Source organism: Lysinibacillus sp. fls2-241-R2A-57, from assembly GCF_030209535.1.
GTDB lineage: Bacteria > Bacillota > Bacilli > Bacillales_A > Planococcaceae > Lysinibacillus.
In genome coordinates this window covers 21992-48411 of record NZ_JARVRU010000036.1, presented here as the reverse complement: position 1 = coordinate 48411, position 26420 = coordinate 21992, and the positions used below count along the sequence as shown (strand labels likewise).

Below are 26420 nucleotides of genomic sequence, written 5' to 3'. Positions count from 1 at the left end.
ATGACATTAGAAGCGAAACAAGTATCTTTCTCCATTTCTGATGAACGCATATTACATGAAGTAAGTGTTCAAATAAAGGAAAAGCAATTCGTTGGGCTGATTGGTCCTAATGGTAGTGGGAAGTCAACGCTACTAAAGAATATGTATCGTTTATTAAAACCAGAAAGTGGAACAGTCTTATTAAATGAACAGGATATTTTAAAGCAATCGAGTAAAAGTATTGCGAAAAATTTAGCAGTTGTGAGCCAAGAAACACCGGTCTTATTCGACTTTACCGTACATGATTTAGTAAGTATGGGGAGAACACCCCATAAAAAACTATTCGAGCTTGATCAACAACAAGATTTTCAAATTGTAAAAAGTGCACTTGATCAAACAGGGATTGCTCATTTAGAGAAACGTAGCTTTAGCTCTCTTTCGGGGGGAGAAAAAAAGCGTGTGATGGTTGCCCGTGCTCTCGCTCAGCAAGCACAGATGCTTATTTTAGATGAGCCAACAAATCATCTAGATATTCAGCATCAATTGCAGCTAATGGATCTAATTCAAACCCTACATTTAACAGTTGTTGCTGCCATACATGATTTAAACATTGCAGCTATGTATTGCGATCAAATTTATGTTTTACAGCAAGGTCGAATTGTTTGTTTTGGAACACCAGAAGAAGTACTTACGCCACAATTATTACAGGATGTATTTGGTGTTTATGCTGATATTCAAATACATCCACTTACAGGGAAGCCTTATTTAACGTATGTCTCTGAGCAATTTACGAAGAAAGCTTTAAAAACTACATAAATAAAGTATGGTTCTTCGGCAAAAGGAGGGGTTGATCTCCGTTCCGGCTGGGCGCTTTTTTACGAATAGCCTGGGACGGAAATCACCCTTATTTAAAGCGCCACAAAATTTACAAAGATCTTCTTGACCATTTTGTTTTTCAACAATAACAGATACACCTGCTATTTATGGATAGGACAACTGTTAATAGAAGAAAGAGCTTCATTTTCTTCGTGTATACTTATATCCTTTTTGGGGAATTGTATACGTGAAAGGAATTGATGAAAGTGGAAGAGATAAAGTTTGCACAATTAGATCAGCAACAGCTTGAAAAAATTAATGAGCTAGAGAAGACAATTGGCGTGACAATAGTGGCGTATGATTCTTCGACAATGCCATCACAGGGCTCAGGTGCTTATGAATCAAATAATAGTACTCACAGCAATCATCCATCATAATTAAGAGTGAAACGCCTTGCAGCAATGTGAGGTTTTTTTATTTCATTGAAAATAATAGAGGTGTTTACAATGATGCAAAATTTATATGCAGATTTACATATTCATATTGGACGTACTTTAAGTGGACGCGCTGTCAAAATTACTGGCAGTAAATCGTTAACGTTAACAAAAATTCTCGAGACTTCTAGTGCAAGAAAGGGACTAGATATTATTGGAATTATTGATTGCCATTCACCAGAGGTTATGGATGAAATGTCAGAAATGATTGAACGGGGTGAACTGAAGGAGCTAGAACAGGGAGGGCTTCGTTATAAAGACACAACCCTTATCCCAGGCACTGAAATTGAGATTTATGATTGTCATTGCCTTGGACCAATCCACGTACTTGCCTATTTTCCAACACTTTTACTTATGAGGGAATTTTCAAATTGGATGTCTTATCATATGAAAAATATTCATTTAAGCTCACAGCGTATCTATTGTGATGGTCGAACATTGCAGCAAAAGGTTCGTGAGTTAGGAGGGCTGTTTATTCCTGCGCATGTTTTTACACCGTTTAAAAGTTTGTTTGGTAAAGGTGTGCATCGTAGTTTAACAGAAGTATTTGACCCGCAACTTATAGATGCGATTGAGCTAGGTTTAAGTTCTGATACCGCTATGGTGAGTAACATCAGAGAGCTTCAAGCATACACATTTGTCAGCAATTCTGATGCACATTCGCTTGGGAAAATTGCACGTGAGTATCAAAAATTAAGACTATCTGATGCCAATTTTACAGAGCTACAAATGGCGCTACATGAACAGCAAGGGCGCGCTGTAACAGCCAATTATGGCTTAAATCCTTTGCTGGGCAAATATCATCAGACTGTCTGTGCAAAATGTGGTGAACAGCTTAGCAATATGGCAACAATCTGTACTAACTGTGAAAGTATCCAAATTATTAAGGGAGTTTCTTTACGTATTATGGAGCTATCAGAGCAGCTGACGGATAAACGTGTTCGACCACCGTATATTCACCAAGTACCACTAGATTTTATTCCAGGTTTAGGACCGAAAATGATGGAAAGATTGCTACAAGCATTTGGTACAGAGATGAACATCTTGCATCGAGTCTCACTAGAACAGCTTGAACAAATTGTACCACATAAGATTGCTAAGATGATCGATTTAGCAAGAACAGGACAATTGGCAATTGAAGCTGGTGGTGGTGGCATTTATGGGAAGATACAGCTTGAATAGAAAAAACAATTTCTCTTATTTAACCCATTTTCATCCTCCATATATTAAAATAGTAATTAGCAAAAGATGGGGGAGTGAGTGTATGCAATTATCAAAGAAATTTCGATTTTTAGCGGCTGGTGTACTGGCGTTGCAATTAGCGCTACCAGTAGGGGCAAACGCTGCGGAGCAGAGAGATTACATAGCGCCAAGTTGGGTAGCTCAGGCAGATTACGTTGCACTTGGCGATTCTTTGGCTCATGGTATGAATGAGGTTGGCATGATCGGTTTAGGTTACGCAGATTTTGTTGCACAAGCTTTACAGCAAGATGGTTTCATCACTTCTTATAATAAGGGATTTGCGTATTCAGGCTATACAACAAAAAATGTACTGGAAGATATACAAAATGATGTGGAAAAGCCTGTGACAGGATTCGGGTATAAAAATGACAAGGTAAAACTTCGTCCCTCTATTAAAGAGGCTGAAATTATTACTTTGACAGCAGGTGCCAATGATTTAATACCTATTTTAAAAGAGTCTCAGACAACTGGTATAAATGCAGCAGCGATGTTAAAGGCATCGCAAGGAGCAATTAAAAATATTGCCGCTATTTTAGAAGAAATAAAGAAACTAAATCCGAACGCTCAAATTTATGTTATGGGATACTATAATTCTTTCCCGTACTATAGTGAGGATTTACAGAAACAGTTTAAAATGTTATTAACAGTTATGAATACGACGATCAAAACAACTGTTGAAAATGCGGGTGCTATCTTTGTACCGACATACGATATTGTAGCAAAAGATGTTCCAAGCTATTTACCAAACCCAGAAAATATTCATTTAAGTGAAGCAGGCTATTTAGCAGTAGCGAACGAGGCATTTTTACCAGCGATTAAAGCAAGTACGTTATGGGATGTTTCAAAGGCTATCCAAGTAAATGTGAAAGAAAGTACAACTGCAAAACTAAGCTGGCAGAAAGCGAAGGATAATGTAGGTGTCACTAAATACAATATATATGTAAATGGTAAGCTATCATTTACGCAAAAGGCTGATACAACGGCTATAACTTTGGATCATTTAATAGAGAACACAGCATACACGGTAGCTGTTAAAGCAGTTGATGCAGCAGGCAATGAAAGTGTACAAAGTCCAACAGTTACTTTTACGACAGGGAAAAATGTAAGCTTTACTGATATAGACAATCATTGGGCGAAGGAATATATCCTGAAGGCAGCAGAAGAAGGTATTATGAACGGCTACGCAGATGGTACGTTTAGACCTGAGCAAAATGTAACTCGGGCACAGGCAGCTAGTATGCTTGTTAGAAGCCTAGGTTTAACGACGAAGGAACATGCACCATTTACAGACATCGCAAGCTATGACGTTGGAACTCAGTCAGAAATTGCAGCAGCGTATGCATATGGGCTAGTGAAGGGAACAGGTGAGAAGTTTAACCCAGGACAGCCAGTTACTCGTGCTCAATTAGCATTAATGATTAATCGTGCCTATGAACATCAGCTAAAGCAACCTTATGCTGTGAAAGGAAAAGCACCATTTTCTGATATTGCCTCTTACAATGAAGAAACAAAACGTGCAATAACTATGTTGTATGAACAAGGCATTGTTATAGGTAGTGAAGGGAAATTTTCACCAGAGGCTCCGACAAAACGTAGCCATGCAGCAAAAATATTTGTAAATTTCAATAGTTTATTAAAAAAATAAAGATAGTGAAATAATGCAAGGTAGAGGTTGTAAATAATGAAGTCAAATGATTCAAAGAACAGGCAAAAAACGCCTTGAAAATAACAAGTGGCTGGGACAAAACTGGAAGTGCGAGAAATCAATTTAGAAACGTTGATTTCTCGCGCTTTTTTGATGTCAAATTTAGTGTTTCATGGAGGTAGATGTCGATATTTTTCGAAAGTTGGGTGATAAATTAAAAAAGTTGGGTGATAAATCGAAAAAGTTAGTCGATAAATTAAAAAAGTTAGTCGATAAACAATCAAAAGTTCTCAAGGCAGTATATCTCCGGAAATATACTGCCATTAACAGAGAAATAGGGAAAAGAAAATAGAATGACTTGGTCAAACATAGAAAAAGAGAAATCGAACAGCATCGATTTCTCTTTTTTCTTTAATATCAGCTAGTTTTGTCCCAGCCTCATTCTTTACTTATTTACGATAGTCTGGCAATAATGCCTTCCTCATCGTCTAGGACAAGTTCAATGCCAGTTGAAAATGGATCACTGTGTAGGACATCTTTAATCCATACACGTAGTGCGCCAATCATGGCTGCTGTATTGAATATCTCAATTTGTCCATTAACTTCAACTTCTGCACCAAAGCCTGTGTCATCATCGTATGTTAGCTCTACAAGCACATCTTCTGGGCGAACGTTTTTATAGTAGGCCTGAGATAAGCAAATTGCATTTATAATATCTTGCTCATTAATTACTTGTGCCATTGTGATTGTGCTTCCTCTTTACGTTTTTTATCTTTAAACATATTAATAATTTTTACAACTAGCATTACGATAATAGCAATGGCTGCAAAGTTAACGATTAAGCCTAAAATATTACCAAGCATACCCATGCCACTGAAAAGACCTCCGAATAATAAGCCAGCTAAACCACCAACCATTAAGCCTTTCATAAGGCCGCCAGAGAAGAAGCCGCCTTTCTTAGCTGTTGAACCTGTTTTGTTTGTATTTTTATTTGTTGTTACATTATTTTGGTCTTTAGATTTATCCTGAGATTTTTGGAAATTAGAGCTATTGTTATTGTTCGAATAGCTTTTTTTACCCGATTTGTAGGATTTCGCTTCTGCAGTTGGTGTATCAGAAATGAACAAGGTTGCACCTACAGACGCAAACATAAGTGAAGCTGCAAAAAGTGCGGCAAGAATTTTTTTCATTACTTACTTTCCTCCAATATAATTTTTAAATTTGTCATAAACTAGTTCTTAATAATAATCTTACATGAACTATCCCGAAAAATAAAATAATCGCTTCCATTAAATTAGGTATTTCGACAAATTTGAACAAGAAGTGTCGATAGGAAAGAGTGTAAAAATGCTATAAAAAGAAAGGTGTGAGACGTTGAATACAACAATAGTGCTATTAAGTGCAATTTTTTTATTGTTATATATAACGGAAAAAAGACGTTTCTTCAATGCAGTAGTTCTAGGTTTTTTAGGGTTGGATATTTTGAGTACAATAATTACCCATTATCCTGTATTGCTGCCAAATGAGCAGGGGATTATGTCGAAAATGGGAATAGTCATTATACTTGGAACTTTCCCTAGTATGATGTTTATTTTATCGATAGCTACTTTTTTTAATAGTAAAGTTTTACTTGAAAAAGAAGGACGTAAAGTTCGTAATTTATTGTTAGCTGTATTCGGCTTAAGTTTTTTTATCATGATGATTTGGTATGTATTTGTTATTTTTACGAATATCGAACATGAATTTTGGCATATTCTTTTCTTCTATGCGTTTTTGGTTTTTGGTTATACAATGTTTTTATACACAAGTACAATGGCTTATGCGACTCTATACCATTTTACACCTATTTTCTATGAGCCAAACTATATTATTGCATTAGGATCAGGGCTAATTGGTGATAAAGTACCGCCGCTTTTAGCTAGTCGTTTAGACGAGGCGGTCAAGCAATATAAAAAATATGGTGAGCGACCTTATATTATCGTCTCAGGTGGTCAGGGAAGCGATGAAAACGTATCAGAAGCATATGCGATGAAAAAATATATAGTTGATGTACATCAACTACCAACTCAAAAAGTATTAATGGAAGATCAATCGACAAATACTGAACAGAATCTGGCATTCTCTAAAGAAATTATGGATAAACATGCTCGAGGAAAAAAATATCGATCCTTATTTGTGACGAATAATTTTCATGTTTTTCGTGCAAGTATTTATGCCAAAAAGGCGAAGATAGATGCACAAGGTGTTGGTTCAAAGACAGCCTTTTATTATGTACCAAATGCCTTTACTCGCGAATTTATCGGTTTATTAGAAATGTATAAATGGATTCATGTCACTGTCTTTTTAATCATCACATTGTTCATCGGCTTAATATTGAGAGCATATGTGTAACCAATTTTGAACTGTCTTCCATATAATAATGCTAAGGCAATGCAAGGGGGGAATCTAATGTATGGGCAAATTTTAGCAAAACAAAATAACGAGCGAATTAAATCCCTACAAAAGCTCACGCAAACACAAGATACATGGTTTGCACAAAATATTAATTTGATAATGGTAGAAGAAGTGCAATTAACAGCCTTGCACAAAATATTGTATCAAGTTGTGCGAGGACTTTTGAAAAAAAATCAACAAAGACATTTACAAATTATACATCCAGAGCAGACGCAGTCAGTACAGGAGAATGTATTGACACTTTTAGCTGAATATGATGATTTACTGCGTGAAGCAATTCCACTCCCTATTTATATATTTATTTGGCAGATTTCTTCATTGGAGAAGTTAGCTAATTGCGTTGAAGTTGTTGATGATGTACTTGATATATTGGAATGGTATTTTATTCACCAAGATGAGCAGGTAAATGCATTTGATGAAGAAGATCTAGATCATGAGGAAATAATTGATTTATATAAAGATGCCATCGAGGAGCAGGATGCAGATGCACAATTTCAGCTTGGAGAATATTATAGTGTAATTGATGGCAAATATTTTCAACCTGAAAAATCAATTAAGTGGTTTGAGTTAGCAGCATCACAGGGGAATGCTGACGCACAATATGCACTTGGTAATTTTTATTTTGAAGGTATAGGTGTGCAAGAAAACTATAATCAGGCTTTTACATTGTATGAGGCTGCGGCAAAACAGGGCCATCCAGATGCAGCGAATAACTTAGCAGATATGTACTTTAACGGTGAAGGTGTACAAGAGAATATGGTACTTGCGAAAAAATGGTTCGACTTCGCCGCGAAAAAAGGTGTTGCAGAGGCAATGTTTACGCTCGGAATAATTTACGAGCAGGGACTAGGTGTTGACATTGATGAAGAGCAAGCATTTATCTGCTATAAGAAATCTGCTGAAGCAGGCTATGTTGAAGCACAATATAGGTTGGGAGGAATCTATTTAGAGGGGCGTTTAAGGCAAGCTAAAGATGCAAACCGTGGACTATATTGGTATGAAAGAGCTGCGGAGCAATATCATGTAGACGCTTTTTATGATTTGGGCTTTATTTGGAGCCAAGGATTAACTGGTATTCGCAATATTGAAAAGGGAATTCATTGGTTTAAACAGGCTGCTCTTCAAGGCGATGCTCAAGCTAAATTACAACTAGGACATATTTACAATAAAGGGGACGGAATAACTAGAAATATTAAAGAGGCTATAAAGTGGTATGGACTTGCGGCAGATGCAGGTATTGAGGAGGCAGCTATTTTACTGCAAGGATTAAAAGAAATGTAAATTTTTTATTAAAAAATAGTAGGTATTTAGATTCGATTATTGTGTTTTTTCGATAGTTCTTACGAATTTGTTTTGATCTCTGTTTTAGGTATATATTACTTGTATAAGTTCATTGTAAAAATATTAATATAATGAAGATGTAATTACCATAAACAAAAACAAGAAAAAATAAGTATAAAAAACAAAAGATGATAAAAATTAGCTACCGAAAAGTATTGTGGTAGCTTTTTTACTGCTTTGAACAATAAGTTAGGTAATAGGGACTTTTTATATAGTTAATGGTAATAAATGTATGCCTTAAAATTGACAGCTATTTATAAAATGTATAAGGTAAATGAGTGATTTTGAAAGAGTGTAGTAGCTATAGCTAATTATAATGTTATTTATTTATACCAATTTTTTGTAATGTTATCTGAAATGATGGTACTTTATTATCAGGTATATTGATTAAGAAAATAAGGGTTATTATGGATCAATCAAAGGATTTTCTATGATATTTTGCTTATTTATGCTTAGCCCGTAGTGGAAATCCGCGTCTTCTAATTAATAAAATGGATAAAAATAAGCTCATCACCAAAAGTTGTGGCCGCCCCCATGAAAGCGCCCACACGTTATGGTGATCAGTCTAAAAATAGTTAATTAAAATCTTGATTTCTTATATTTTTGGTGAACGGAATTGGATTTTTCTCAGCTTTGCAAAAGTACACGATATGAAAGAGGGAAAATGTGTGATTTTTCAAAAACAGAGAAAGACAACGGCGTTAGATTTGCAACAATACATTGTAAAAATGGATGTACCAAATCGCCAGTCAATGATAAAGCAAATAGAAATGCTAAATTTAACAAAGCAGGATTTACAATATTTAAAAGCCTTTCAACCATTTGTTGTGGATAATATTGATGATATTGTTGACAGGTTTTACTCAATGATTGGAACTGAACGTGACTTAGTAAATATAATTAATAGACATAGTTCTGTAGAAAAACTGAAAGTCACACTACGTCGTCATATTATCGAAATGTTTAATGGTTCAATCGATGAAGAGTTTTATCTGAGACGCATTAAAATTGCAAAGGTACATGTACATATTGGACTTAGAACACAATGGTATATTTGTGCTTTTCAAGATTTGTCGGTATCATTTATTGACTTGGTTGAGCAATATATTAATCATCCAAAGGACCAGTTCAATACAATTCGAGCCATTTCAAAAATCTCTAATTTTGAGCAACAGTTGGTTTTAGAAGCATTTGAGAATACTGTTGAACAGCTTAAGGAAGATATGGAACGAAAAAAAGAAGCGCTAGAGAAGAAAATAGTAGAGTCTTCTGAAGGTCTTGCCACAATATCTCAGGAAACAAATAATTCATTTCAGCGCTTAAGTAGACAATCAGTTGAGATTAAACAATTAGCAAAAAAATCCCTTCAAGTGTCGGCGATGGCGGAGAATCATGCATTAGAAGGTCGTGAACAATTAAAAAGTCAATCACACAATATGAGTAATATTATTCATTCACTTAATGATATAACAGAAAATATTGAACAGTTGACCGAAATGTCAAAGGAAATGGAATCCATCATGAATGTTGTCACGAACATTGCAAACCAAACAAATTTGTTAGCTTTAAACGCAGCTATAGAAGCGGCTCGTGCTGGAGAAGCGGGTAAAGGCTTTAGTGTTGTTGCGGATGAAGTGAGAAAACTATCGATTCAAACAAAGGATTCTGTCACATCGGTAGCGACGTTACTACATAAAACGAATGAGCGGACAGATAAACTTGTTCATTCGCTTAGTAATATTCAGGAAGAAGTCGGATCTGGTGAAGAAAATATGGCACAAACAGAAGGACAATTCACCAAAATATTAGATTCTATGACAGAAGCTAAAGAACAAAATGATTGTATGGAAAAAGAGGTTCTAGCGATAGCGGAAATTCTCAATGAATTAGGGATTGCCTTTGGTGAGGTAACAAGTTCTGCTGAAAAATTAGCGAATATTACACAGAATTTAAATTAATTAAGAAAATGCCAAAGAACATAACGGCACCGCACACTTTAGGGCTAAGGTTAATAGAAAAAGAATGGGGCTATCCAGTACGCTGGGTAGCTCCATTTTTGCTAAATTTGTAAAGGGTTTAGCATAATTTTTAAGAAAAAAAGTTTATACTAAATAAAGAACTAAAAATAGGGGCGGTTTAATATGAAAACAGTTGTTGTATTAGGTGGCGGAATTACAGGATTGTGTACAATGCATTATTTGCAACGTCAGGTTCGGGAGAAAAACGTAGATGTTAAGCTTGTACTTGTTGAAAAAAATACATACCTTGGTGGCAAACTTCACTCTGCATATGAACAAGGCTTCATTATGGAAACAGGAGCAGATTCTATTGTAGCGCGTCATAAAGGTGTCATGGAGTTAGTAGAGGAACTTCATTTTGAACAAAATCTTGTGTACAACGAAACAGGTATTTCATATATTTACACAAACAATGAGCTTCATGCCATCCCAGCTGACTCAACGTTCGGTATTCCAATGAGCTTACAATCTCTTGAGGAAAGCACGCTTGTATCAGAAGAGGGGAAAAAGGTAGCATTAAATGATTTAACAATGCCAAATGAAAGATTTACAAAGGAAAGCTCTATTGGGGAATTTTTAACATATTATTTAGGTGAGGAGCTTGTTCAAAACCAAATAGCACCAGTACTTGCAGGTGTATATTCGGGAGATTTAAATCAACTTTCTATTGCTTCCACTTTACCGTATTTAATCGATTATAAAAATGAATACGGTAGTATTATTAAAGGTTTCGATGCAAACAGAGAGCAGTTTGCGAAAGCCGCAAATAAAAAATTTATTTCATTTAAAAATGGTTTATCGTCATTAATTGATCGACTTGAAGAAACATTAACGGATGTAGAAATTATTAAAGGAATTGCTACGACAAGTGTTAAAAAGCAGGAGAATCAATACTCGGTTACATTAGCAAACGATAAATTGATTGAAGCAGATCATATTGTTTTGGCACTTCCTAATGACTCAGTACAAAACTTGTTGCAAGATGAATCATTGAACGGCTATTTTGAACAATTCAATACTGCATCAGCCATTACGATTTACTTAGGATTTGATGTACCTGACCATAGATTACCAGCAGATGGAACAGGTTATATTGTTTCGCATAATTCTGATGTTATATGTAATGCAGCAACGTGGACAAGTCGCAAGTGGAAACACACTTCTGCAGAAGGAAAATTACTTGTGCGACTTTTTTATAAAAGCATTAACCCTGCGTATGAGAGATTGCGTATGATGACAGATGAAGAGTTAGCAGCTGTTGCTCTAGAGGATGTAAGAAAAAGCTTAGGCATTGAGGAAAAACCAACTGTTGTCGATGTAACAAAATGGATTGACCAAATGCCGAAGTATGATTTGGCACATCGTGAAGCGTTGCAAGGTCTAGTGCGAGAGCTTGAGAACAACTATCCAAATCTATCAATAGCGGGATGTTCTTATTTTGGAGTAGGCATAGGTGCTTGTATTCAAAACGGGAAAAAAATTGGCGAGGAACTTGCTGAAAAACTATTGTAATTGCTTAATAAAATCAAAATATAATGTTTTTTTAGTAGAAAATATCTTTTGTTCAGTGAAATAGTCTTGACTCAATCGTTCGTAAACGATATGATTCTTTTAATTATTTAAAAAATTCATAATACATTCTTATCAAGAGAAGCTGAGGGACTGGCCCTATGAAGCTTCAGCAACCAACTTTTTGTCAGGTGCTAAATCCAGAAGACCTATGTGTCGAAGATGAGAAGGAAAAACAATTACGAAACGTAAAAGCCTTCTTTTTTTGAAAGAAGGCTTTTTTATTTTAGAGATAAGGGAAGAGAGGCTAGTTTTATGGGATTGCTTGAAAAGTTAAAAACGAATGTTCTTACAGCAGATGGTGCAATTGGTACGCTTTTATATGGCTATGGCTTGGAGTACTGCCATGAGGAAATGAATGTTCAGAGACCGGAATTAATTGAAAAGATTCATAGAGAATATATAGCAGCTGGAGCCGATATTATTCAAACGAACACATACGGAGCTAATGCCATAAAATTAGCCCGCTATGGATTAGAATCACGAGTGCAGCAGTTTAATGAAGCCGCTATTACGATTGCTAAACGAGCGGCAGCAGATGGTGGACAATTTGTTTTGGGTACTATTGGAGGAATCCGTGGTATTCGAAAGAGTGATGCAACATTAGAGGAAATTTTAGCAACGGTTGAAGAGCAAGCAACGGTTCTACTTGCAGGAAATCCAGATGGTCTTTTACTTGAAACATATTATGATTTTGAAGAGCTGGCAGCAACTTTAACAATGCTACGAGCTAAAACAAAATTACCGATTATTGCTCAAGTTTCTATGCATGAACCAGGAGTTTTGCAAAATGGAATGAGTTTAAATAACGCTTTACATGAACTTGAAGCGCTAGGTGCTGATATCGTAGGTGTTAACTGTCGCTTAGGTCCACACCATACTATTCAAGCATTTGAAGGTGTAGAGCTTCCTGAAAAAGCATTTATGTCAGCGTATCCGAATGCATCGCTACTTGATTTAGAGGATGGCCGTGTCGTTTATGAATCAGAGGCAGATTATTTTGGGCGAGCAGCTGTAGCACTTCGTGATCAGGGGGTGCGTTTAATCGGTGGCTGCTGTGGTACGACACCAAAGCATATTGCTGCAGTGAAAAAGTACTTAGAGGAGCTATCTCCAGTAGAGGAAAAGTACGCGAAGCCAGAAAAAGTTGAGGTTTTACGTGAGGCAGAGCCACCAAATTATGAGCCATTACATGTAAAAGCAAAACGTGAACGCTCAGTTATAGTGGAGTTAGATACACCAAGGCATTTAGAAATTGAAGGCTTTATTGAAGGCGCTGAAAAATTATATGAGGCTGGCGCAGATGTAGTCATGATGGCTGATAATTCACTGGCATCACCAAGGATTAGTAATATTGCAATGGGTGCCTTACTGAAAGAAGCACATGGGGTACGACCGTTGACACATATAACTTGCCGAGATCGTAATTTAATTGGTCTTCAATCACATTTAATGGGATTAAATGCTCTAGGGATTCATGATATTTTAGCGGTTACTGGAGATCCAACAAAGGTAGGTGATTTCCCAGGTGCGACTAGCGTTTATGACGTATCTTCAATGGAACTAATCCAATTAATAAAACAGTTAAATGAAGGTGTATCGTTCTCAGGAAAACCACTTCGTAAAAAGGCGAATTTCTCTGTAGCGGCAGCGTTTAACCCTAATGTACGTGTGCTGGATCGCGCTGTATCTCGATTAGAAAAGAAAATTGAACATGGGGCAGATTATTTTATTTCGCAGCCTGTTTATACAAAGGAAAAAATTGTGGAAATTTACGAGGCGACAAAGCATTTAGAAACACCTATATATATAGGTATTATGCCAGTAACGAGCTATAAAAGTGCGGAGTTCTTACATCATGAAGTACCAGGCATCAAACTATCTGATGATGCGCTAGCTCGTATGAAGGCTTGTGGTGAAGATAAGGAACGCGCAACACTAGAAGGGATTGCAATTGCCAAGGAATTAGTGGAAGTAGCAGCGCAATATTTCAATGGTATTTACCTGATCACACCATTTTTACGCTATGATATGACACTAGAGTTGATGAAATTTATTAAGCAATTGGATGAACAGAAAAAAGGGGTAAGTATAAATGGCTAAGCACTTGATTGAAGAGCAACTAGAGAAACGAATTTTAATTCTTGATGGCGCAATGGGTACAATGCTACAAAATGAAAATTTAGTAGCAGAGGATTTTGGCGGCGAGGAATACGATGGCTGTAATGAAAATCTTGTGCTAACTAGACCAGATGTGCTAGAAAAAGTTCATAGGAAATATTTAGAGGCTGGAGCAGATATTATTTGTACAAATACATTTGGCGGTACACCACTTGTATTAAATGAATATGATCTTGGTGTGAAGGCAGAAGAGATCAATAAACGTGCTGTGGAAATTGCACGTAAAGTAGTAGATGAGTTTTCAACATCCGATTGGCCACGTTTTGTAGCAGGGGCTATGGGACCAACTACAAAAACCTTGTCGGTAACTGGTGGTATTACATTTGATGAGTTAGAGGAAAACTTTTATGTACAGGCAAAGGCATTAATCGAAGCTGGAGCGGACGTTCTGTTGCTAGAAACAAGTCAGGATATGTTGAATGTTAAGGCGGGAACCCTAGGAGTATCTCGTGCTTTTGAAGCAACTGGAAAAGAGCTCCCTGTGATGATATCGGGAACAATTGAACCGATGGGTACGACACTTGCTGGTCAAACAATCGATGCTTTTTACATTTCCATTGAGCATATTAAACCGTTATCAGTTGGCTTAAACTGTGCGACGGGACCAGAGTTTATGACGGATCATATTCGTTCACTTGCAGAGCTTTCAACAGGCTATATTAGCTGTTATCCGAATGCAGGTTTACCTGACGAGGAAGGATGCTACCATGAGTCGCCTGAATCATTATCACAGAAGTTAAAAGGTTTTGCCGAAAAGGGCTGGCTGAATATTGTCGGAGGCTGTTGTGGCACAACGCCAGCACATATTGCAGCAATTCGAGAGGTGCTAAAGAACGAAAAGCCTCATCAGTTACCAGCTGCAACTCATGGCCATGTAGTATCAGGTATCGAGCCATTAGTGTATGACGATTCCATGCGTCCATTATTTATTGGGGAACGTACAAATGTAATTGGCTCTCGTAAGTTTAAAAATTTAATTATTGACGGAAAGTTTGAGGAAGCAGCCGAAATCGCGCGTGCCCAAGTGAAAAATGGAGCACATGTTATTGATATTTGTTTAGCGAATCCTGACCGCGATGAATTAGCTGATATGCAAGGTTTTATGCAGGAGGTTGTAAAAAAAGTAAAAGTACCTCTTGTTATTGACTCAACAGATGAAAAAGTAATTGAGGAAGCACTTAAATTTTCTCAAGGGAAAGCTATCATTAATTCAATTAACTTAGAGGATGGCGAGGAGCGTTTTGACGCAGTTTTACCGCTAGTGAAAAAATATGGTGGCTCTTTAGTAGTGGGTACAATTGATGAGCAAGGTATGGCGGTTGATCGACACCGTAAGTTAGAGATTGCTGAGCGTTCCTATAAATTGTTAACAGAAAAGTGGGGTATCGCGCCTGAAGATATTATCTTTGACCCACTAATGTTCCCTGTAGGTACGGGAGATGAACAGTATATTGGCTCAGCACTTGAAACAGTGGAAGGAATTCGCCTTATTAAAGAAAAAATGCCACGTACATTAACGGTGCTTGGTGTAAGTAATATTTCGTTCGGATTACCGCCTGTAGGTCGTGAAGTATTGAATGCCGTGTATTTATATCACTGTACACAGGCTGGTTTAGATTATGCAATTGTGAATACGGAGAAGCTAGAACGTTATGCATCTATTCCTGAAGAGGAAATTAAGTTAGCCAATAATTTACTCTTCCATACAAATGATGAAACATTAGCTGTTTTTACGGATTTCTATCGTGATAAAAAGAAAGAAAAAACAGAGGAAGATATTCCGAAAACAGTAGAAGGTCGCTTAGCTTACTATATTTTAGAAGGTACAAAGGAAGGTCTTATTGAGGATTTGGATGCTGCTCGTGAAATATTTGAAGCCCCGCTTGATATTATTAATGGGCCATTAATGGAAGGAATGGCGGAGGTTGGACGGTTATTTAACGATAATCAGCTGATTGTAGCGGAAGTATTGCAATCAGCGGGTGTTATGAAGGCAGCAGTAGCACATTTAGAGCAATTTATGGAGAAAGATGAAGAGAGTGCTGGTAAGGGTAAAATGGTACTTGCTACTGTAAAAGGCGATGTGCATGATATTGGGAAAAACCTAGTCGATATTATTTTAAGTAATAATGGCTATAAGGTTGTTGATCTTGGCATTAAAGTAACACCTACCCAATTAATTGAAGCAATTCGTAAGGAAAAGCCAGACTTCATTGGACTTTCTGGCTTACTTGTAAAATCAGCACAACAGATGGTTATTACAGCTCAGGATTTCAAGGAAGCGGGTATTGACGTACCAATTTTAGTAGGAGGGGCTGCATTATCTCGTCGCTTTACTGAAACGAAAATCGCCGGCGAATATAATGGACCTGTCATTTATTCAAAGGATGCGATGCAAGGTTTAGAGCAGGCGAATCGACTAATGGGGACAGATACACGTGCAGATTTCTTAGTTGAAATTGAGGAATCACGGAAAAAACGCTTAGAGGCAGACGAAAAAAGAGCGGCTCGCCCTGCAAAAGAAGTAACTGTAAAGCCTACACGTATGGTAAAAGAAGCGCCTGTCTTTCTTCCAGCTGATTTGCGACGCCATGTAAAGAGAGAATATGCTGTTTCGCATTTATATCCATATGTTAATATGCGGACATTACTTGGACATCACCTAGGTTTAAAGGGGCAAGTACAGCAATTGCTTGATGCTGGCGATGCAAGAGCAACAGAATTAAAAGACTTAGTTGACGATTATTTACAAAGTGATCTATTGAAGCCATCAGGTATGTATCAATTTTTCCCTGCACAAGCAGATGGAGATGATGTAGTCGTGTATGAAACAGCAGATAGTAAAACGGAAATTGAACGTTTTACCTTCCCACGTCAGCAGGTTGAACCGTTTTTATGTCTCGCAGATTTCCTGAAAACAGTTGAAAGTGGTGAAATGGACTATATTGCCTTAATGGTCGTAACAGCAGGACAAGGTGTCATGGCAAAGGCTCATCAGCTAAAAGAGGCAGGGAAATTCCTTGAAAGTCATGCATTACAATCTACAGCACTTGAGCTTGCGGAAGGCTTTGCGGAGCGTATGCATCAAGAAATTCGAGATCAGTGGGGCTTCCCAGATGCGACAGACTTTACAATGCGTGATCGTTTCGCGGCAAAATATCAAGGACAGCGCTTCTCATTCGGCTATCCGGCATGTCCGAACTTAGAGGATCAAGAGAAACTGTTTGGCTTATTAAAACCAGAAGACATTGGTGTGCATTTAACGGAAGGCTTTATGATGGAGCCTGAAGCTTCTGTTTCAGCGATTGTCTTTGCCCATCCAGATGCTCGGTATTTTAATGTGTAAAGTTGAAAAAAGTGGTTCATCACCGAAAGTGGGATGATTATGAAAGAGATTTAGCGCTCTGTCTGAAACTTCTACTAAATTGTGGCTACAACCTATGGAAAAGAAAGGCAGAGTGCTAATTTATTATAGTGCACTTTAAGTAAGGATGTGAGTATGATGATTCGATTAATGGAAGAGAAAGATTTGCCCGAGGTCTTAACCATCTACAATGACATTATTTTAACAAGCAAAGCCGTTTATCGATATGAAACACAGTCGTTAGAAGAAAAAAAGCAGTGGTTCAAGGAGCAGGGAAAAGCTAGCAATCCTCTACTTGTCTTTGACGAAAACGGCACCGTAGCTGGCTTTGCAACATATAGTCAGTTCCGTCCATATCCTGGCTATAAACACACAATGGAGCACTCAGTATATGTGCATAAAGATCATTATCAAAAGGGGATTGCTACAAAGTTAATGCATGAACTTATTCGAATTGCAGAAGAGCAAGGTGTGAAGACACTAGTAGCGGGCATTGATGGTGAAAACATTGGCAGCATTAAAGCACATGAAAAATTAGGCTTTGAATATGCAGGGACTATTAAAAATGCAGGCTATAAATTTGGACAGTGGCTAGACCTTGTGTTCTATCAGTTGCATTTAACTGGACCAAAAGTGTAGAGAGGATATGACAAATGTCATATCCTTTTTATGATGTTTGCATCTGTTGCTAGTTTATACTCATGTTTTATGATGAGGTCATAAGAAAACGGAAACGAGGGAGTAAGACGATGGCAACAGATAAAGAAAAAACAAAAAAGCTGCGCCAAGATGTAGCGCCATTTGCGAAATCTGATACAGCTAAAAGTATTTTTCAAATGGTCAATACAATTGTACCGTTAATCGCTCTTTGGGTAGCTGGATATATGTTAGTAGATATTTCACCATGGTTATCAGTTGGTTTAAGTATAATTTCTGCTGGTTTTGTCGTAAGAACATTTATTATTTTCCATGATTGTACACACGGTTCATTTTTCAAAAATAAAAAAGCAAACGACTGGGTTGGTTTTGTAACTGGGGTGTTAACATCATTCCCATATGAAAAATGGAAGCGTGAGCATACAATTCACCACGCAACTAGCTCGAACTTAGATAAGCGTGGTATTGGTGATATTGATTTGATGACAGTGGAAGAGTTTTTACAAGCATCTAAAGGGCAACGTTTATGGTATCGTTTTTACCGTAATCCATTCGTAATGTTTGGCTTAGGACCACTATTTATGGTGTTAATTTTAAACCGTCGTAATCGTAATGACGCAAAACAGAAAGAACGTTTTAACACTTATTTAACAAATGTAGTCATCACGGGAATTTGTGTTGCGTTAATTTACTTTATGGGATGGCAAACATTCTTATTAGTGCACGGTGTAACATTGTATGTTGCTGCTTCTCTTGGCATTTGGTTATTCTTTATCCAACATACGTATGAAGATTCTTATTTTGAGCATGAATCAGAGTGGGATTATGTAAAGGCTGCTGTTGAAGGTAGCTCGTATTATAAATTACCAAAGCTATTACAATGGATGACAGGCAATATTGGCTTCCACCATGTACATCATCTATCTCCACGTGTACCGAACTATAATCTTGAACAGGCGCATAATGAAATACCGCCATTACACACTGCAACGACTATTACGTTACGTAAAAGCTTAGAATCATTACGCTTCAAGTTATATGATGAAGATCAAGGTAAGTTTGTATCCTTTAAAGACATTAATGAAATAATCAAACGAAAAGCAAGTGGCAGTTTTGCTGCTTAGTAAAAAAATTTTCAGCCATCTCTTCTAAGGGATGGCTGTTTTACATAAATGAGTTGTATATGGCAGATGAAGCAATTACTATGGCAAAATGCCATTGAACGGCTGCCACGCTTAAAACCATGTTTGGGCATAAAATTAATTTTCTTGTTATAATGAGGGAAAAGTAGGAAAGAGCGTGAGATTATGTTGAGGAAATGGCATAGTATTGTTCCGAATAGTCCAATGCTCAGTATATATTTATGGATTATTTTTTGTTTCCTACCGTTTTTCTTTATTTTTAGAAAATCATCCTATGTAGAAATATCAATAGGTATTACATTCTTAATGCTCTATTTTATTTTTTATCGGTTTTCCATGAATTCGAAAAGCGGTCTTGTTTATATGTGGATTAGCTTTGGGATGGTTATAAATATCGCTATGACCATATTATATGGCTATGTGTATTTATCAATTTTTACAGCTTTCTTCATTGGGAATATTCGTAAACCTGTAGGCTTCTATATTATATATGGATTACATATTGGTTTTACGGTTATTTCAACAGGTGTTGGCTTCTTTGTTGAGCTACAATTATTTTTATCACAACTACCATTTGTTGTTTTAACGATTTTAGTGGTGGTGCTTATGCCACTAACGATTTATTCAAAAAATAAACGTGAAAATTTAGAGGGGCAGCTTGAAACGGCTAATGAACGAATAGCTGAGTTAATTGTTTTTGAGGAAAGACAACGTATTGCTCGTGACTTACATGATACTCTCGGTCAAAAATTATCGATGATAGGCTTGAAAAGTGACTTGGCTTCAAGATTAATTGAACGTAATCCACAGCAGGCTCTAACAGAGATTAAGGATATTCGTCAAACGGCGAGTATCGCATTAAAAGAGGTGCGTGAATTAGTATCAGATATGCGAACAGCTAGATTTGAGGATGAGCTTATGCGTATTTCTCAAATATTAAAGGCGGCCGAAATGGAATTCGTATTTGATGGAGATAAAGATAAACTGCAAGTTCCACCACTTGTAGAAAATGTATTATCCATGTGCTTAAAAGAGGCAGTTAATAATGTCGTTAAGCATAGTGGTGCTACAAAATGCGAAATAGCCTTCCATCAAAATTTTAAGGAAGTATATTTAGTAGTTCGTGATAATGGACATGGAATCACGAAAAAACAAGCTTGGAAGACTGGTAACGGATTGAAGGGAATGCGTGAACGCTTAGAGTTTATAAACGGTTCCTTTAAAATCGAAAGTGAAGAGGGTACTACATTAACAGTGTCGATTCCAGTGGCGATTACGCATCAGAAGGTCAAAGAAAATCTGAAGAACATATAGAAAAGAGGATTGTGACATGATACGAATTGTAATTGCTGAAGATCAGGGTATGTTATTAGGCGCACTTCGTTCTTTGCTAAGTATGGAGGATGATATGGAGGTCGTCGGCTTAGCAAAAAATGGTGAGGAAGCATTGGCGCTTGTAGAAGAGCATCAGCCTGATATTTGTATTATGGATATTGAAATGCCATTGAAAACAGGCTTGGATGCTGCCGAGGAGCTACATAACTCTGGGTCCGGTTGTAAAGTAATTATATTAACGACATTTGCAAGGCCGGGTTATTTTGAGCGTGCAAGAAAGGCTAGCGTTCGAGGCTACCTATTAAAGGATAGTCCGATAGAAGAATTGGTAAGTGCCATTCGCACGATTATGGATGGCAAAAGAATTTATGCGCCTGAACTCGTTGATTTTGTCTATGAGGATGATAGTGAAAATCCTTTAACGGAACGTGAGAGTCAGGTGCTGACACTTGTTGCAGAGGGGAAGACAACAAAAGAAATTGCTGCCGAATTATTTTTATCAGCAGGGACTGTCCGCAACTATATTTCAACTATTTTAGAAAAATTAAATGTTGGAAATCGTATTGAAGCTATTGCACGTTTTAAGGAAAAAGGGTGGAATAAGTAAGAATCTAAGAAAAAATAATACCCTTACTCCTAAGAGGGGTAAGGGTAAAAGTTAGACAAAAGGCATTGAATTTAAACTATTCAATGCCTTTTGTCGTAAATAAAACCAAATAGATATTGTACATTTTACCTATTAATGATAAAATTTAGTAAACTTCAAAACATTTTAATGGTAAGGGTGGTAGAAATTATGAAAAAAATCACGAAAGTTACTTCAACAGCATTATTAGCAACAACATTTGCCTTGACTAGCGTATATCCTTCAGCTGTTTTTGCTGCAAGTGACGATATGGTTGATCCAGTAGTTGAGACAGAGACATCTATCCCTTTACAAAATAGTATGGACAAAGCTGTTCAGGCAGCATTAGTAGGCCCTGAAATTAAAAAATTAAATGTACTAGGTCATGAATTTAATGTAAAACCAGCTTCTATTACGAAAAAAAATGAACTAACAGTAGTGAATGGTCAGATCTCACATCATTTAAGTTGGCGTCCAGATGACCAGCTATACTACCTTATTGAAATAGAAAATGGAGAAGTAAAAAAAGTGGAGACCAAAATTGATCGAGGTGGATGGACAAGTTTATCAGCTCCATTTATTGCTGCATTAGCAGAAAAAAATGATATACCAATTACTCTAGAAATGATACAAGAGATTGGGCAAAAACTAGGAAGCTATATTGATGGTAAATGGGAGTACGCAGCAGAAGCAATTGTTTCAGCTATTGCTTTACATGTTGAATAAAGTGAAACTTTAATCATAGGAGGCTTCCTTCCTGCTGATATCAATCTTCACCAATCAGGCATTTTCGGACAGTTAACCTACAGCCTGCATTCACTGCTTTCACAGAATTTTGAGGAGGGAGTGTTACTGCTCTAAACACAGAACGCAGTGAGGAAAGCGGTTTTGTATTTGCCCTATGGAAAGTAAGTATTAGAGCGACTTTAGTTAGAGGGATTGTAACGAGTTATTTTGACCGTATAGCCCTTTTAAATAGCCAAAACGAAAGCCAGAAGCTTATTTGATTAAGCTTCTGGCTTCTTTATATATTTAAACTTTATTTTTTGCGTTTTGTTAAACGTCCAAGAACGAATGCACCTGCTGCTACGGCAAGGACTGTGTTCGTTTTTTTCGTAAATACTTGCTTTGTCACAAGATTAATATTTTGAGGACGCTCTGCTAAACGGCGCATAAAGTAGCCATACCAATCTTCACCGAATGGTACATATACACAGAAATTATAGCCTTCTTTAGCAAGCTCTTTCTGCATGTCTGTACGGAAGCCGTAAAGCATTTGGAACTCGAATTTATCGAGTGGAATATTATTGTCAGCTACAAAGCGTTTTACGTGTGCAATTACATTATGGTCATGTGTTGCGATGGACGTAAATTTACCGTTTAGTAAATGATATTCGATTAACTCAATAAAGTTTAAATCGATATCTAATTTATCTTGGAAAGCAACTTCTACAGGCTCTTTATAAGCACCTTTTACGATACGTAGGCGATAGTCTTTGAATTTTTCGATATCGTCTTTTGCGCGGTAAAAGTAAGATTGGATAACAGTACCTACATTATTAAATGTTTTAGATAGTTCTTCAACCATATCAAAAGATGTTTGTAAACGACCGTAGTCTTCCATGTCAAAGTTAACAAATATATCATATGCTGCTGCTTTTTCTACAATCTCATATAAATTGTCGTAGCAAAAATCAACATCAATATCTAAACCTAATTGAGATGGCTTTAACGAAATATGTGCATTAGCACTGTTTTCATGAATAGCTTCAATAACAGCAAGGATTTGTTCTTTAGCTTTGATTGCTTCTTCTTCAGTTGAAACAAATTCCCCTAAATTATCTACTGTGCAAGAGATATTAAGTGCATTAAGTTCTTTGATGCTTGCAATTGTTTCTTCAATATTTGTACCAGCTACTACATTTTGTGCTCCTAATTTTAGGCCGTATTTTTTTGCAGTACTATTTAATAGTTGGTTTTCAGATAAGTGGATGAAAAAATCGCGTAATAACATGGTCATTCTCCTCACTGCATTTTCTTTTTAGTATAACATAATTTAGATAATATAATATTGATTTCGTCAGAACATTATTTCATTTCAAGTATTTGCATGCGTTCGTTAAAAAGTGCAGGATAGCTTAAAAAACCTATCATTATGCTCGATAATGTAGCGGTAGTTAGAAGGGCAAAAATGATTAATAGCTGAAACTGCACCGCTTGGATAGGGTCTGCACCACCAATTATTTGACCGCTCATCATACCCGGCAATTGAACGAGACCAATGGTTTTTTGGCTCTCAATCGTAGGAATCATACTCGCTTTGACAGCATTGATTAGCTGTCTATGAATGGCTTGTTTCGGTGTGCCTCCAAGCGATAAAATTAACTCTATTTCATTATGATGACTTGTAATTTCTGCTGTAAAACGATTTAAAAATAAAATAGACAATACCATTGCGTTACCAATCATCATACCACTAATTGGAATAATATATTGTGCAGTTGCTGGTACAATATTGAAACCGAGCAAAACACCTTGGGTAACAACTTCTATCACAATAAGAGTTAGCGCTATTTTCCAAGTAATTCCTTTAATACCTGCCCCTTTTTTACGAGCATTTAATGTTGCTACTAAAATCATTAACGCAACCATGAGGAAAATATAAAGATAGCTTTGAGCCTCAAAAACAAATTTTAAAATATATCCTACTGCAAGGAGTTGAATAATAGAGCGCAATGTTGCAATGATTGTATCTTTTTCAAGTCCTAGCTTTAAGGTTTTTGACAGTAGTAGAGGGATTAAAACAAAAATTAATGTTAAGGAAACTGTAGTATATGTCATGCATTCACCCCTTGTACAAATTCAGCCACACGTGGATTTTTAGGTGCGTTAAGTAAGGAGCTTTTTCCTGTTTCAATAAGCTCCCCGTCCATCATGACCCATGTATAGTGTCCGATTGTTAATGCTTGCTGTAAATTATGAGTTATCCAAATTATTGTGACATTGTATTTTTTATTGATTGTAGCAATAAGTGTCTCAATTTCCTGAACAGATTGACGGTCTAGTGCAGAGGTGATTTCGTCTAACAATAAAATGGAGGATTGATTAATAAGTGTTCTTGCAATAGAGACTTTTTGTCGTTGGCCTCCAGATAATTTATTCGTAGGACGTTGTAAAAAGCTTTGATCGAGTCCAACATCTTGTAAATATTGGATGGCTTCTTGCTCTGTTAGGCCTTTTTCTTGTAACGAACGAGGAAGTGCCAGATTTTCAAACACAGTCCCAGCAATCATAGGTGCTGCTTGAAGAGCGATCCCTACATGTTGTCTTAAAGCAGTTGGCTCATATGTAGAAATGTCTTGATTGTCAATTAATATTTGACCATCTGTAGATGATAATAGTCCATTACACAATTTAAGCAGAGTTGTTTTACCAGCGCCTGAAGGACCAACTAAAGTTGTGATTTTTCCTTTAGGGAATGACCCTGTAATCGATTTTAATATCGTCTTGTCATTTGCTGAAAAGCTGACCTGTTGAAGGTGAATAGCAGGTTCGAATAACGTATTCATATAGTTGAACTCCTTTGTACTAGTAGGTAAAATTACTGTAGCATGAAATAAAGGGGAGCTACAGCTATTTAGCGTTAATGATAATGATGGAATGTGGGGGAACAGGGAAATGGACATATTATATGTAGATACACTAACATATGCACAAGGCGATATGTATATCGTTGCCTCAGATGAAGGGCTTGTATACATTGGAACACCAAATGCACCGTTTGAAGAGGTAGAAGAGTGGGCGAAAAAGCCATTTAAAGGTTATCGCTTTGAAGAACATAAAGCAAAGTTACAGCCGTATATTAAACAATTAACAGCGTATTTAAATGGAGCGCTTACCGAATTTGATTTACCGATACATGTAAAAGGGACGCCGTTTCAATTAGCGGTATGGGATGCGTTGAAGGTGCTACCATATGGTACAACTACAACGTACTCAAATATTGCGCATCGCATCGGTAATCCGAAAGCAGTAAGAGCTGTAGGCAGTGCGATCGGTGCCAATCCAATATTAGCGATAATTCCATGTCATCGTGTGATTGGTAAAGATGGTAAGCTAACAGGTTTTCGTAGTGGACTAGCTATGAAAGAATTTTTACTTGCGTTAGAGAGAGCGTAAAAAGAAGAATCTGCATATGCTGCTTAAGGCGCGTGCAGATTCTTGTTCTTCGTTGCAAAGGAATAAAAGCTCAATGAGCACTATACATGTTCTTCTTGGACCTTAGTGTGTGTTTTACCGAAATGAGTTAGACGCTGAGCAAATGTCTCTCCTCGAACGGCAGAGCCTTTGAAAATATCCTGAAATTCATAAGCAGGGGCGCCGTGCTCGATGACGTCTAAGCCAGCGATTTCTTCCTCAGTGGAAACTCGTAATGGCACAAATGCTTTTATTATAAATAAACCAGCTGTTACTGAAACGCTAACCCAGGCAATTGTAGCGATAACCCCAATTGCTTGCACACCTAATAGGCCAAAGCCTCCTCCATAAAATAATCCTTGACCACCAATATCAAACAAGGCAACTGCAAGGGTACCCCAAGCACCACAGATACCATGCACAGCAATTGCTCCAACAGGATCATCAATTTTTAATTTCCATTCAATAAAGCGGACGCCCTCAACTAATAATGGAGCGGCAATCATGCCGATAATGATTGAACCGATAATACTAACATTCGCAGCACCAGCAGTAATAGCTACGAGCCCTGCTAAAGCACCGTTTAATGTTAGTGAGCCATCGATATGACCATATCGAAACTGTGTATAAAAGGCAGTAGCGACAACTCCAGCAGCCGCTGCGAAAAATGTATTTGCGATGACGATAGGAACAAGTTTAGGATCAGCAGCTAATGTAGAGGCACCATTGAAGCCGAACCAACCAAACCAAAGTAAAAATACGCCTAGAGCTCCTAGTGGAATGCTATGTCCTGTAATAACGTTAACACGACCATTTTCATATTTACCAAGACGGGGGCCGACCATAATCGCTGCTATAAATGCCGCAACTGCACCTGATAAGTGAACAGCAGTAGATCCAGCGAAGTCAACAAAGCCAAGATCTGTTAACCAACCTTGGCCACTCCAAACCCAATGACCAACAACAGGATAAACAAGAGATGACATGAGAATAATAACGCCGATATAAGCAAAGATATTCGTACGTTCTGCCACTGCTCCAGATAAAATTGTTGCTCCAGTTGCTGCAAACATTGTTTGGAAGATAAAGAAGGAAAGATCATCTACACCTGTTAAAGCGAAGCCACTTGTACCGAAGAAACCGCCAACTGTATCACCGAACATAATAGCGTAACCACATAGAAAATAGACGATACCGCCAAGTGAAATCGTAAGGAAGTTTTTCATAATAATATTGACTGCGTTTTTTGAACGCGTAAAGCCAGCCTCAACCATCGCAAATCCTGCATGCATAAAGAATACTAAAATTGTACCGAGCATCATCCAAACTAAATTTACAGATAATATTGCTTCATCCATATA

Annotated in this window: 22 protein-coding genes and 1 riboswitch; of the genes, 16 read left to right on the top strand and 6 right to left on the bottom strand. The window is 37.1% G+C overall.

What is annotated here, in order from left to right:
* The 4 genes from QRN68_RS07515 to QRN68_RS07500 all read left to right on the top strand — a co-directional run bounded on the left by QRN68_RS07515 (position 1) and on the right by QRN68_RS07500 (position 4176).
* Positions 1-795, top strand: a complete 795-nt coding sequence (locus tag QRN68_RS07515; protein ID WP_285396146.1) for a heme ABC transporter ATP-binding protein — start codon at positions 1-3, stop codon at positions 793-795.
* Between the two features lie 266 nt (positions 796-1061).
* Positions 1062-1232: a hypothetical protein gene (locus QRN68_RS07510; protein ID WP_285396173.1), complete on the top strand. Its 171-nt coding sequence runs from the start codon at positions 1062-1064 to the stop codon at positions 1230-1232.
* 72 nt (positions 1233-1304) lie between these two features.
* The gene (locus QRN68_RS07505) at positions 1305-2471 is read left to right on the top strand and encodes an endonuclease Q family protein (RefSeq protein WP_285396170.1); all 1167 of its coding nucleotides are present in this window, start codon (positions 1305-1307) and stop codon (positions 2469-2471) included.
* A gap of 82 nt (positions 2472-2553) precedes the next feature.
* Complete coding sequence (locus QRN68_RS07500; RefSeq protein WP_285396145.1) at positions 2554-4176, top strand: S-layer homology domain-containing protein; 1623 nt, start codon at positions 2554-2556, stop codon at positions 4174-4176.
* 453 nt (positions 4177-4629) lie between these two features.
* Here QRN68_RS07500 and QRN68_RS07495 read toward each other — a convergent pair whose 3' ends face one another.
* Positions 4630-4917 (bottom strand): DUF2653 family protein, encoded by a 288-nt coding sequence (locus QRN68_RS07495; protein ID WP_285396144.1) that lies wholly within the window; start codon positions 4915-4917, stop codon positions 4630-4632.
* Positions 4905-5366, bottom strand: a complete 462-nt coding sequence (locus QRN68_RS07490) for a large conductance mechanosensitive channel protein MscL (RefSeq protein ID WP_285396143.1) — start codon at positions 5364-5366, stop codon at positions 4905-4907. Before QRN68_RS07490 ends, QRN68_RS07495 begins: the two co-directional genes overlap by 13 nt.
* Before the next feature lie 184 nt (positions 5367-5550).
* Here QRN68_RS07490 and QRN68_RS07485 point away from each other — a divergent pair, with 184 nt between their 5' ends.
* The 11 genes from QRN68_RS07485 (at position 5551) to QRN68_RS07435 (ending at position 21588) form a co-directional block, all read left to right on the top strand.
* Positions 5551-6567 carry a YdcF family protein gene (locus tag QRN68_RS07485; protein WP_285396142.1) on the top strand — a complete coding sequence of 339 codons (1017 nt, stop codon included), beginning with the start codon at positions 5551-5553 and terminating at the stop codon, positions 6565-6567.
* Positions 6568-6624: 57 nt separating this feature from the next.
* Positions 6625-7911: an SEL1-like repeat protein gene (locus tag QRN68_RS07480; protein ID WP_285396141.1), complete on the top strand. Its 1287-nt coding sequence runs from the start codon at positions 6625-6627 to the stop codon at positions 7909-7911.
* Between the two features lie 728 nt (positions 7912-8639).
* A complete protein-coding gene (locus QRN68_RS07475; RefSeq protein ID WP_285396140.1) occupies positions 8640-9929 on the top strand; it encodes a globin-coupled sensor protein in 1290 nt (429 codons plus the stop codon).
* A 183-nt stretch (positions 9930-10112) separates the two neighbouring features.
* The gene (locus QRN68_RS07470; protein ID WP_285396139.1) at positions 10113-11501 is read left to right on the top strand and encodes a protoporphyrinogen oxidase; all 1389 of its coding nucleotides are present in this window, start codon (positions 10113-10115) and stop codon (positions 11499-11501) included.
* A gap of 126 nt (positions 11502-11627) precedes the next feature.
* A riboswitch (SAM riboswitch) is annotated at positions 11628-11727 on the top strand.
* A gap of 86 nt (positions 11728-11813) precedes the next feature.
* Positions 11814-13661 carry a bifunctional homocysteine S-methyltransferase/methylenetetrahydrofolate reductase gene (locus tag QRN68_RS07465; protein ID WP_285396138.1) on the top strand — a complete coding sequence of 616 codons (1848 nt, stop codon included), beginning with the start codon at positions 11814-11816 and terminating at the stop codon, positions 13659-13661.
* Positions 13654-17085: a methionine synthase gene (metH, locus tag QRN68_RS07460; protein WP_285396137.1), complete on the top strand. Its 3432-nt coding sequence runs from the start codon at positions 13654-13656 to the stop codon at positions 17083-17085. The genes QRN68_RS07465 and metH overlap by 8 nt, the downstream gene beginning before the upstream one ends.
* Positions 17086-17241: 156 nt before the next feature.
* A complete protein-coding gene (locus QRN68_RS07455) occupies positions 17242-17742 on the top strand; it encodes a GNAT family N-acetyltransferase (protein WP_285396136.1) in 501 nt (166 codons plus the stop codon).
* A 110-nt stretch (positions 17743-17852) separates the two neighbouring features.
* Positions 17853-18884, top strand: coding sequence for a Delta(5) desaturase DesA (desA, locus tag QRN68_RS07450; RefSeq protein WP_285396135.1), 1032 nt, complete (start codon positions 17853-17855; stop codon positions 18882-18884).
* A 183-nt stretch (positions 18885-19067) separates the two neighbouring features.
* Positions 19068-20216: a sensor histidine kinase gene (locus QRN68_RS07445; RefSeq protein ID WP_481817438.1), complete on the top strand. Its 1149-nt coding sequence runs from the start codon at positions 19068-19070 to the stop codon at positions 20214-20216.
* A 16-nt stretch (positions 20217-20232) separates the two neighbouring features.
* Positions 20233-20844: a response regulator transcription factor gene (locus QRN68_RS07440; protein WP_285396134.1), complete on the top strand. Its 612-nt coding sequence runs from the start codon at positions 20233-20235 to the stop codon at positions 20842-20844.
* 189 nt (positions 20845-21033) lie between these two features.
* Positions 21034-21588, top strand: coding sequence for a methyltransferase (locus QRN68_RS07435; RefSeq protein WP_285396133.1), 555 nt, complete (start codon positions 21034-21036; stop codon positions 21586-21588).
* A 313-nt stretch (positions 21589-21901) separates the two neighbouring features.
* Here the strand turns inward: QRN68_RS07435 and QRN68_RS07430 are convergent, their stop codons facing one another.
* The 3 genes from QRN68_RS07430 to QRN68_RS07420 form a co-directional block, all read right to left on the bottom strand.
* Positions 21902-22876: a proline dehydrogenase family protein gene (locus QRN68_RS07430; protein WP_285396132.1), complete on the bottom strand. Its 975-nt coding sequence runs from the start codon at positions 22874-22876 to the stop codon at positions 21902-21904.
* Positions 22877-22950: 74 nt separating this feature from the next.
* A complete protein-coding gene (locus tag QRN68_RS07425) occupies positions 22951-23703 on the bottom strand; it encodes an ABC transporter permease (protein ID WP_285396131.1) in 753 nt (250 codons plus the stop codon).
* Positions 23700-24431 (bottom strand): ABC transporter ATP-binding protein, encoded by a 732-nt coding sequence (locus QRN68_RS07420; protein WP_285396130.1) that lies wholly within the window; start codon positions 24429-24431, stop codon positions 23700-23702. Before QRN68_RS07420 ends, QRN68_RS07425 begins: the two co-directional genes overlap by 4 nt.
* Positions 24432-24540: 109 nt before the next feature.
* On the opposite strand from QRN68_RS07420, the gene QRN68_RS07415 reads away from it, so the two are divergent.
* Positions 24541-25041, top strand: coding sequence for a methylated-DNA--[protein]-cysteine S-methyltransferase (locus QRN68_RS07415; RefSeq protein ID WP_285396129.1), 501 nt, complete (start codon positions 24541-24543; stop codon positions 25039-25041).
* A gap of 80 nt (positions 25042-25121) precedes the next feature.
* On the opposite strand, the gene QRN68_RS07410 is transcribed toward QRN68_RS07415, so the two are convergent.
* The gene (locus QRN68_RS07410) at positions 25122-26417 is read right to left on the bottom strand and encodes an ammonium transporter (protein ID WP_285396128.1); all 1296 of its coding nucleotides are present in this window, start codon (positions 26415-26417) and stop codon (positions 25122-25124) included.
* Positions 26418-26420: the final 3 nt, after the last annotated feature.

Coding starts and splice junctions, on each gene's coding strand:
- QRN68_RS07515 (WP_285396146.1), top strand. CDS start 1: ATGACATTAGAAGCGAAACAAGTATCTTTCTCCATTTCTGATGAACGC.
- QRN68_RS07505 (WP_285396170.1), top strand. CDS start 1,305: ATGCAAAATTTATATGCAGATTTACATATTCATATTGGACGTACTTTA.
- QRN68_RS07500 (WP_285396145.1), top strand. CDS start 2,554: ATGCAATTATCAAAGAAATTTCGATTTTTAGCGGCTGGTGTACTGGCG.
- QRN68_RS07495 (WP_285396144.1), bottom strand. CDS start 4,917: ATGGCACAAGTAATTAATGAGCAAGATATTATAAATGCAATTTGCTTA.
- QRN68_RS07490 (WP_285396143.1), bottom strand. CDS start 5,366: ATGAAAAAAATTCTTGCCGCACTTTTTGCAGCTTCACTTATGTTTGCG.
- QRN68_RS07480 (WP_285396141.1), top strand. CDS start 6,625: ATGTATGGGCAAATTTTAGCAAAACAAAATAACGAGCGAATTAAATCC.
- QRN68_RS07470 (WP_285396139.1), top strand. CDS start 10,113: ATGAAAACAGTTGTTGTATTAGGTGGCGGAATTACAGGATTGTGTACA.
- QRN68_RS07465 (WP_285396138.1), top strand. CDS start 11,814: ATGGGATTGCTTGAAAAGTTAAAAACGAATGTTCTTACAGCAGATGGT.
- metH (WP_285396137.1), top strand. CDS start 13,654: ATGGCTAAGCACTTGATTGAAGAGCAACTAGAGAAACGAATTTTAATT.
- QRN68_RS07455 (WP_285396136.1), top strand. CDS start 17,242: ATGATTCGATTAATGGAAGAGAAAGATTTGCCCGAGGTCTTAACCATC.
- desA (WP_285396135.1), top strand. CDS start 17,853: ATGGCAACAGATAAAGAAAAAACAAAAAAGCTGCGCCAAGATGTAGCG.
- QRN68_RS07445 (WP_481817438.1), top strand. CDS start 19,068: ATGTTGAGGAAATGGCATAGTATTGTTCCGAATAGTCCAATGCTCAGT.
- QRN68_RS07440 (WP_285396134.1), top strand. CDS start 20,233: ATGATACGAATTGTAATTGCTGAAGATCAGGGTATGTTATTAGGCGCA.
- QRN68_RS07435 (WP_285396133.1), top strand. CDS start 21,034: ATGAAAAAAATCACGAAAGTTACTTCAACAGCATTATTAGCAACAACA.
- QRN68_RS07430 (WP_285396132.1), bottom strand. CDS start 22,876: ATGTTATTACGCGATTTTTTCATCCACTTATCTGAAAACCAACTATTA.
- QRN68_RS07425 (WP_285396131.1), bottom strand. CDS start 23,703: ATGACATATACTACAGTTTCCTTAACATTAATTTTTGTTTTAATCCCT.
- QRN68_RS07420 (WP_285396130.1), bottom strand. CDS start 24,431: ATGAATACGTTATTCGAACCTGCTATTCACCTTCAACAGGTCAGCTTT.
- QRN68_RS07415 (WP_285396129.1), top strand. CDS start 24,541: ATGGACATATTATATGTAGATACACTAACATATGCACAAGGCGATATG.
- QRN68_RS07410 (WP_285396128.1), bottom strand. CDS start 26,417: ATGGATGAAGCAATATTATCTGTAAATTTAGTTTGGATGATGCTCGGT.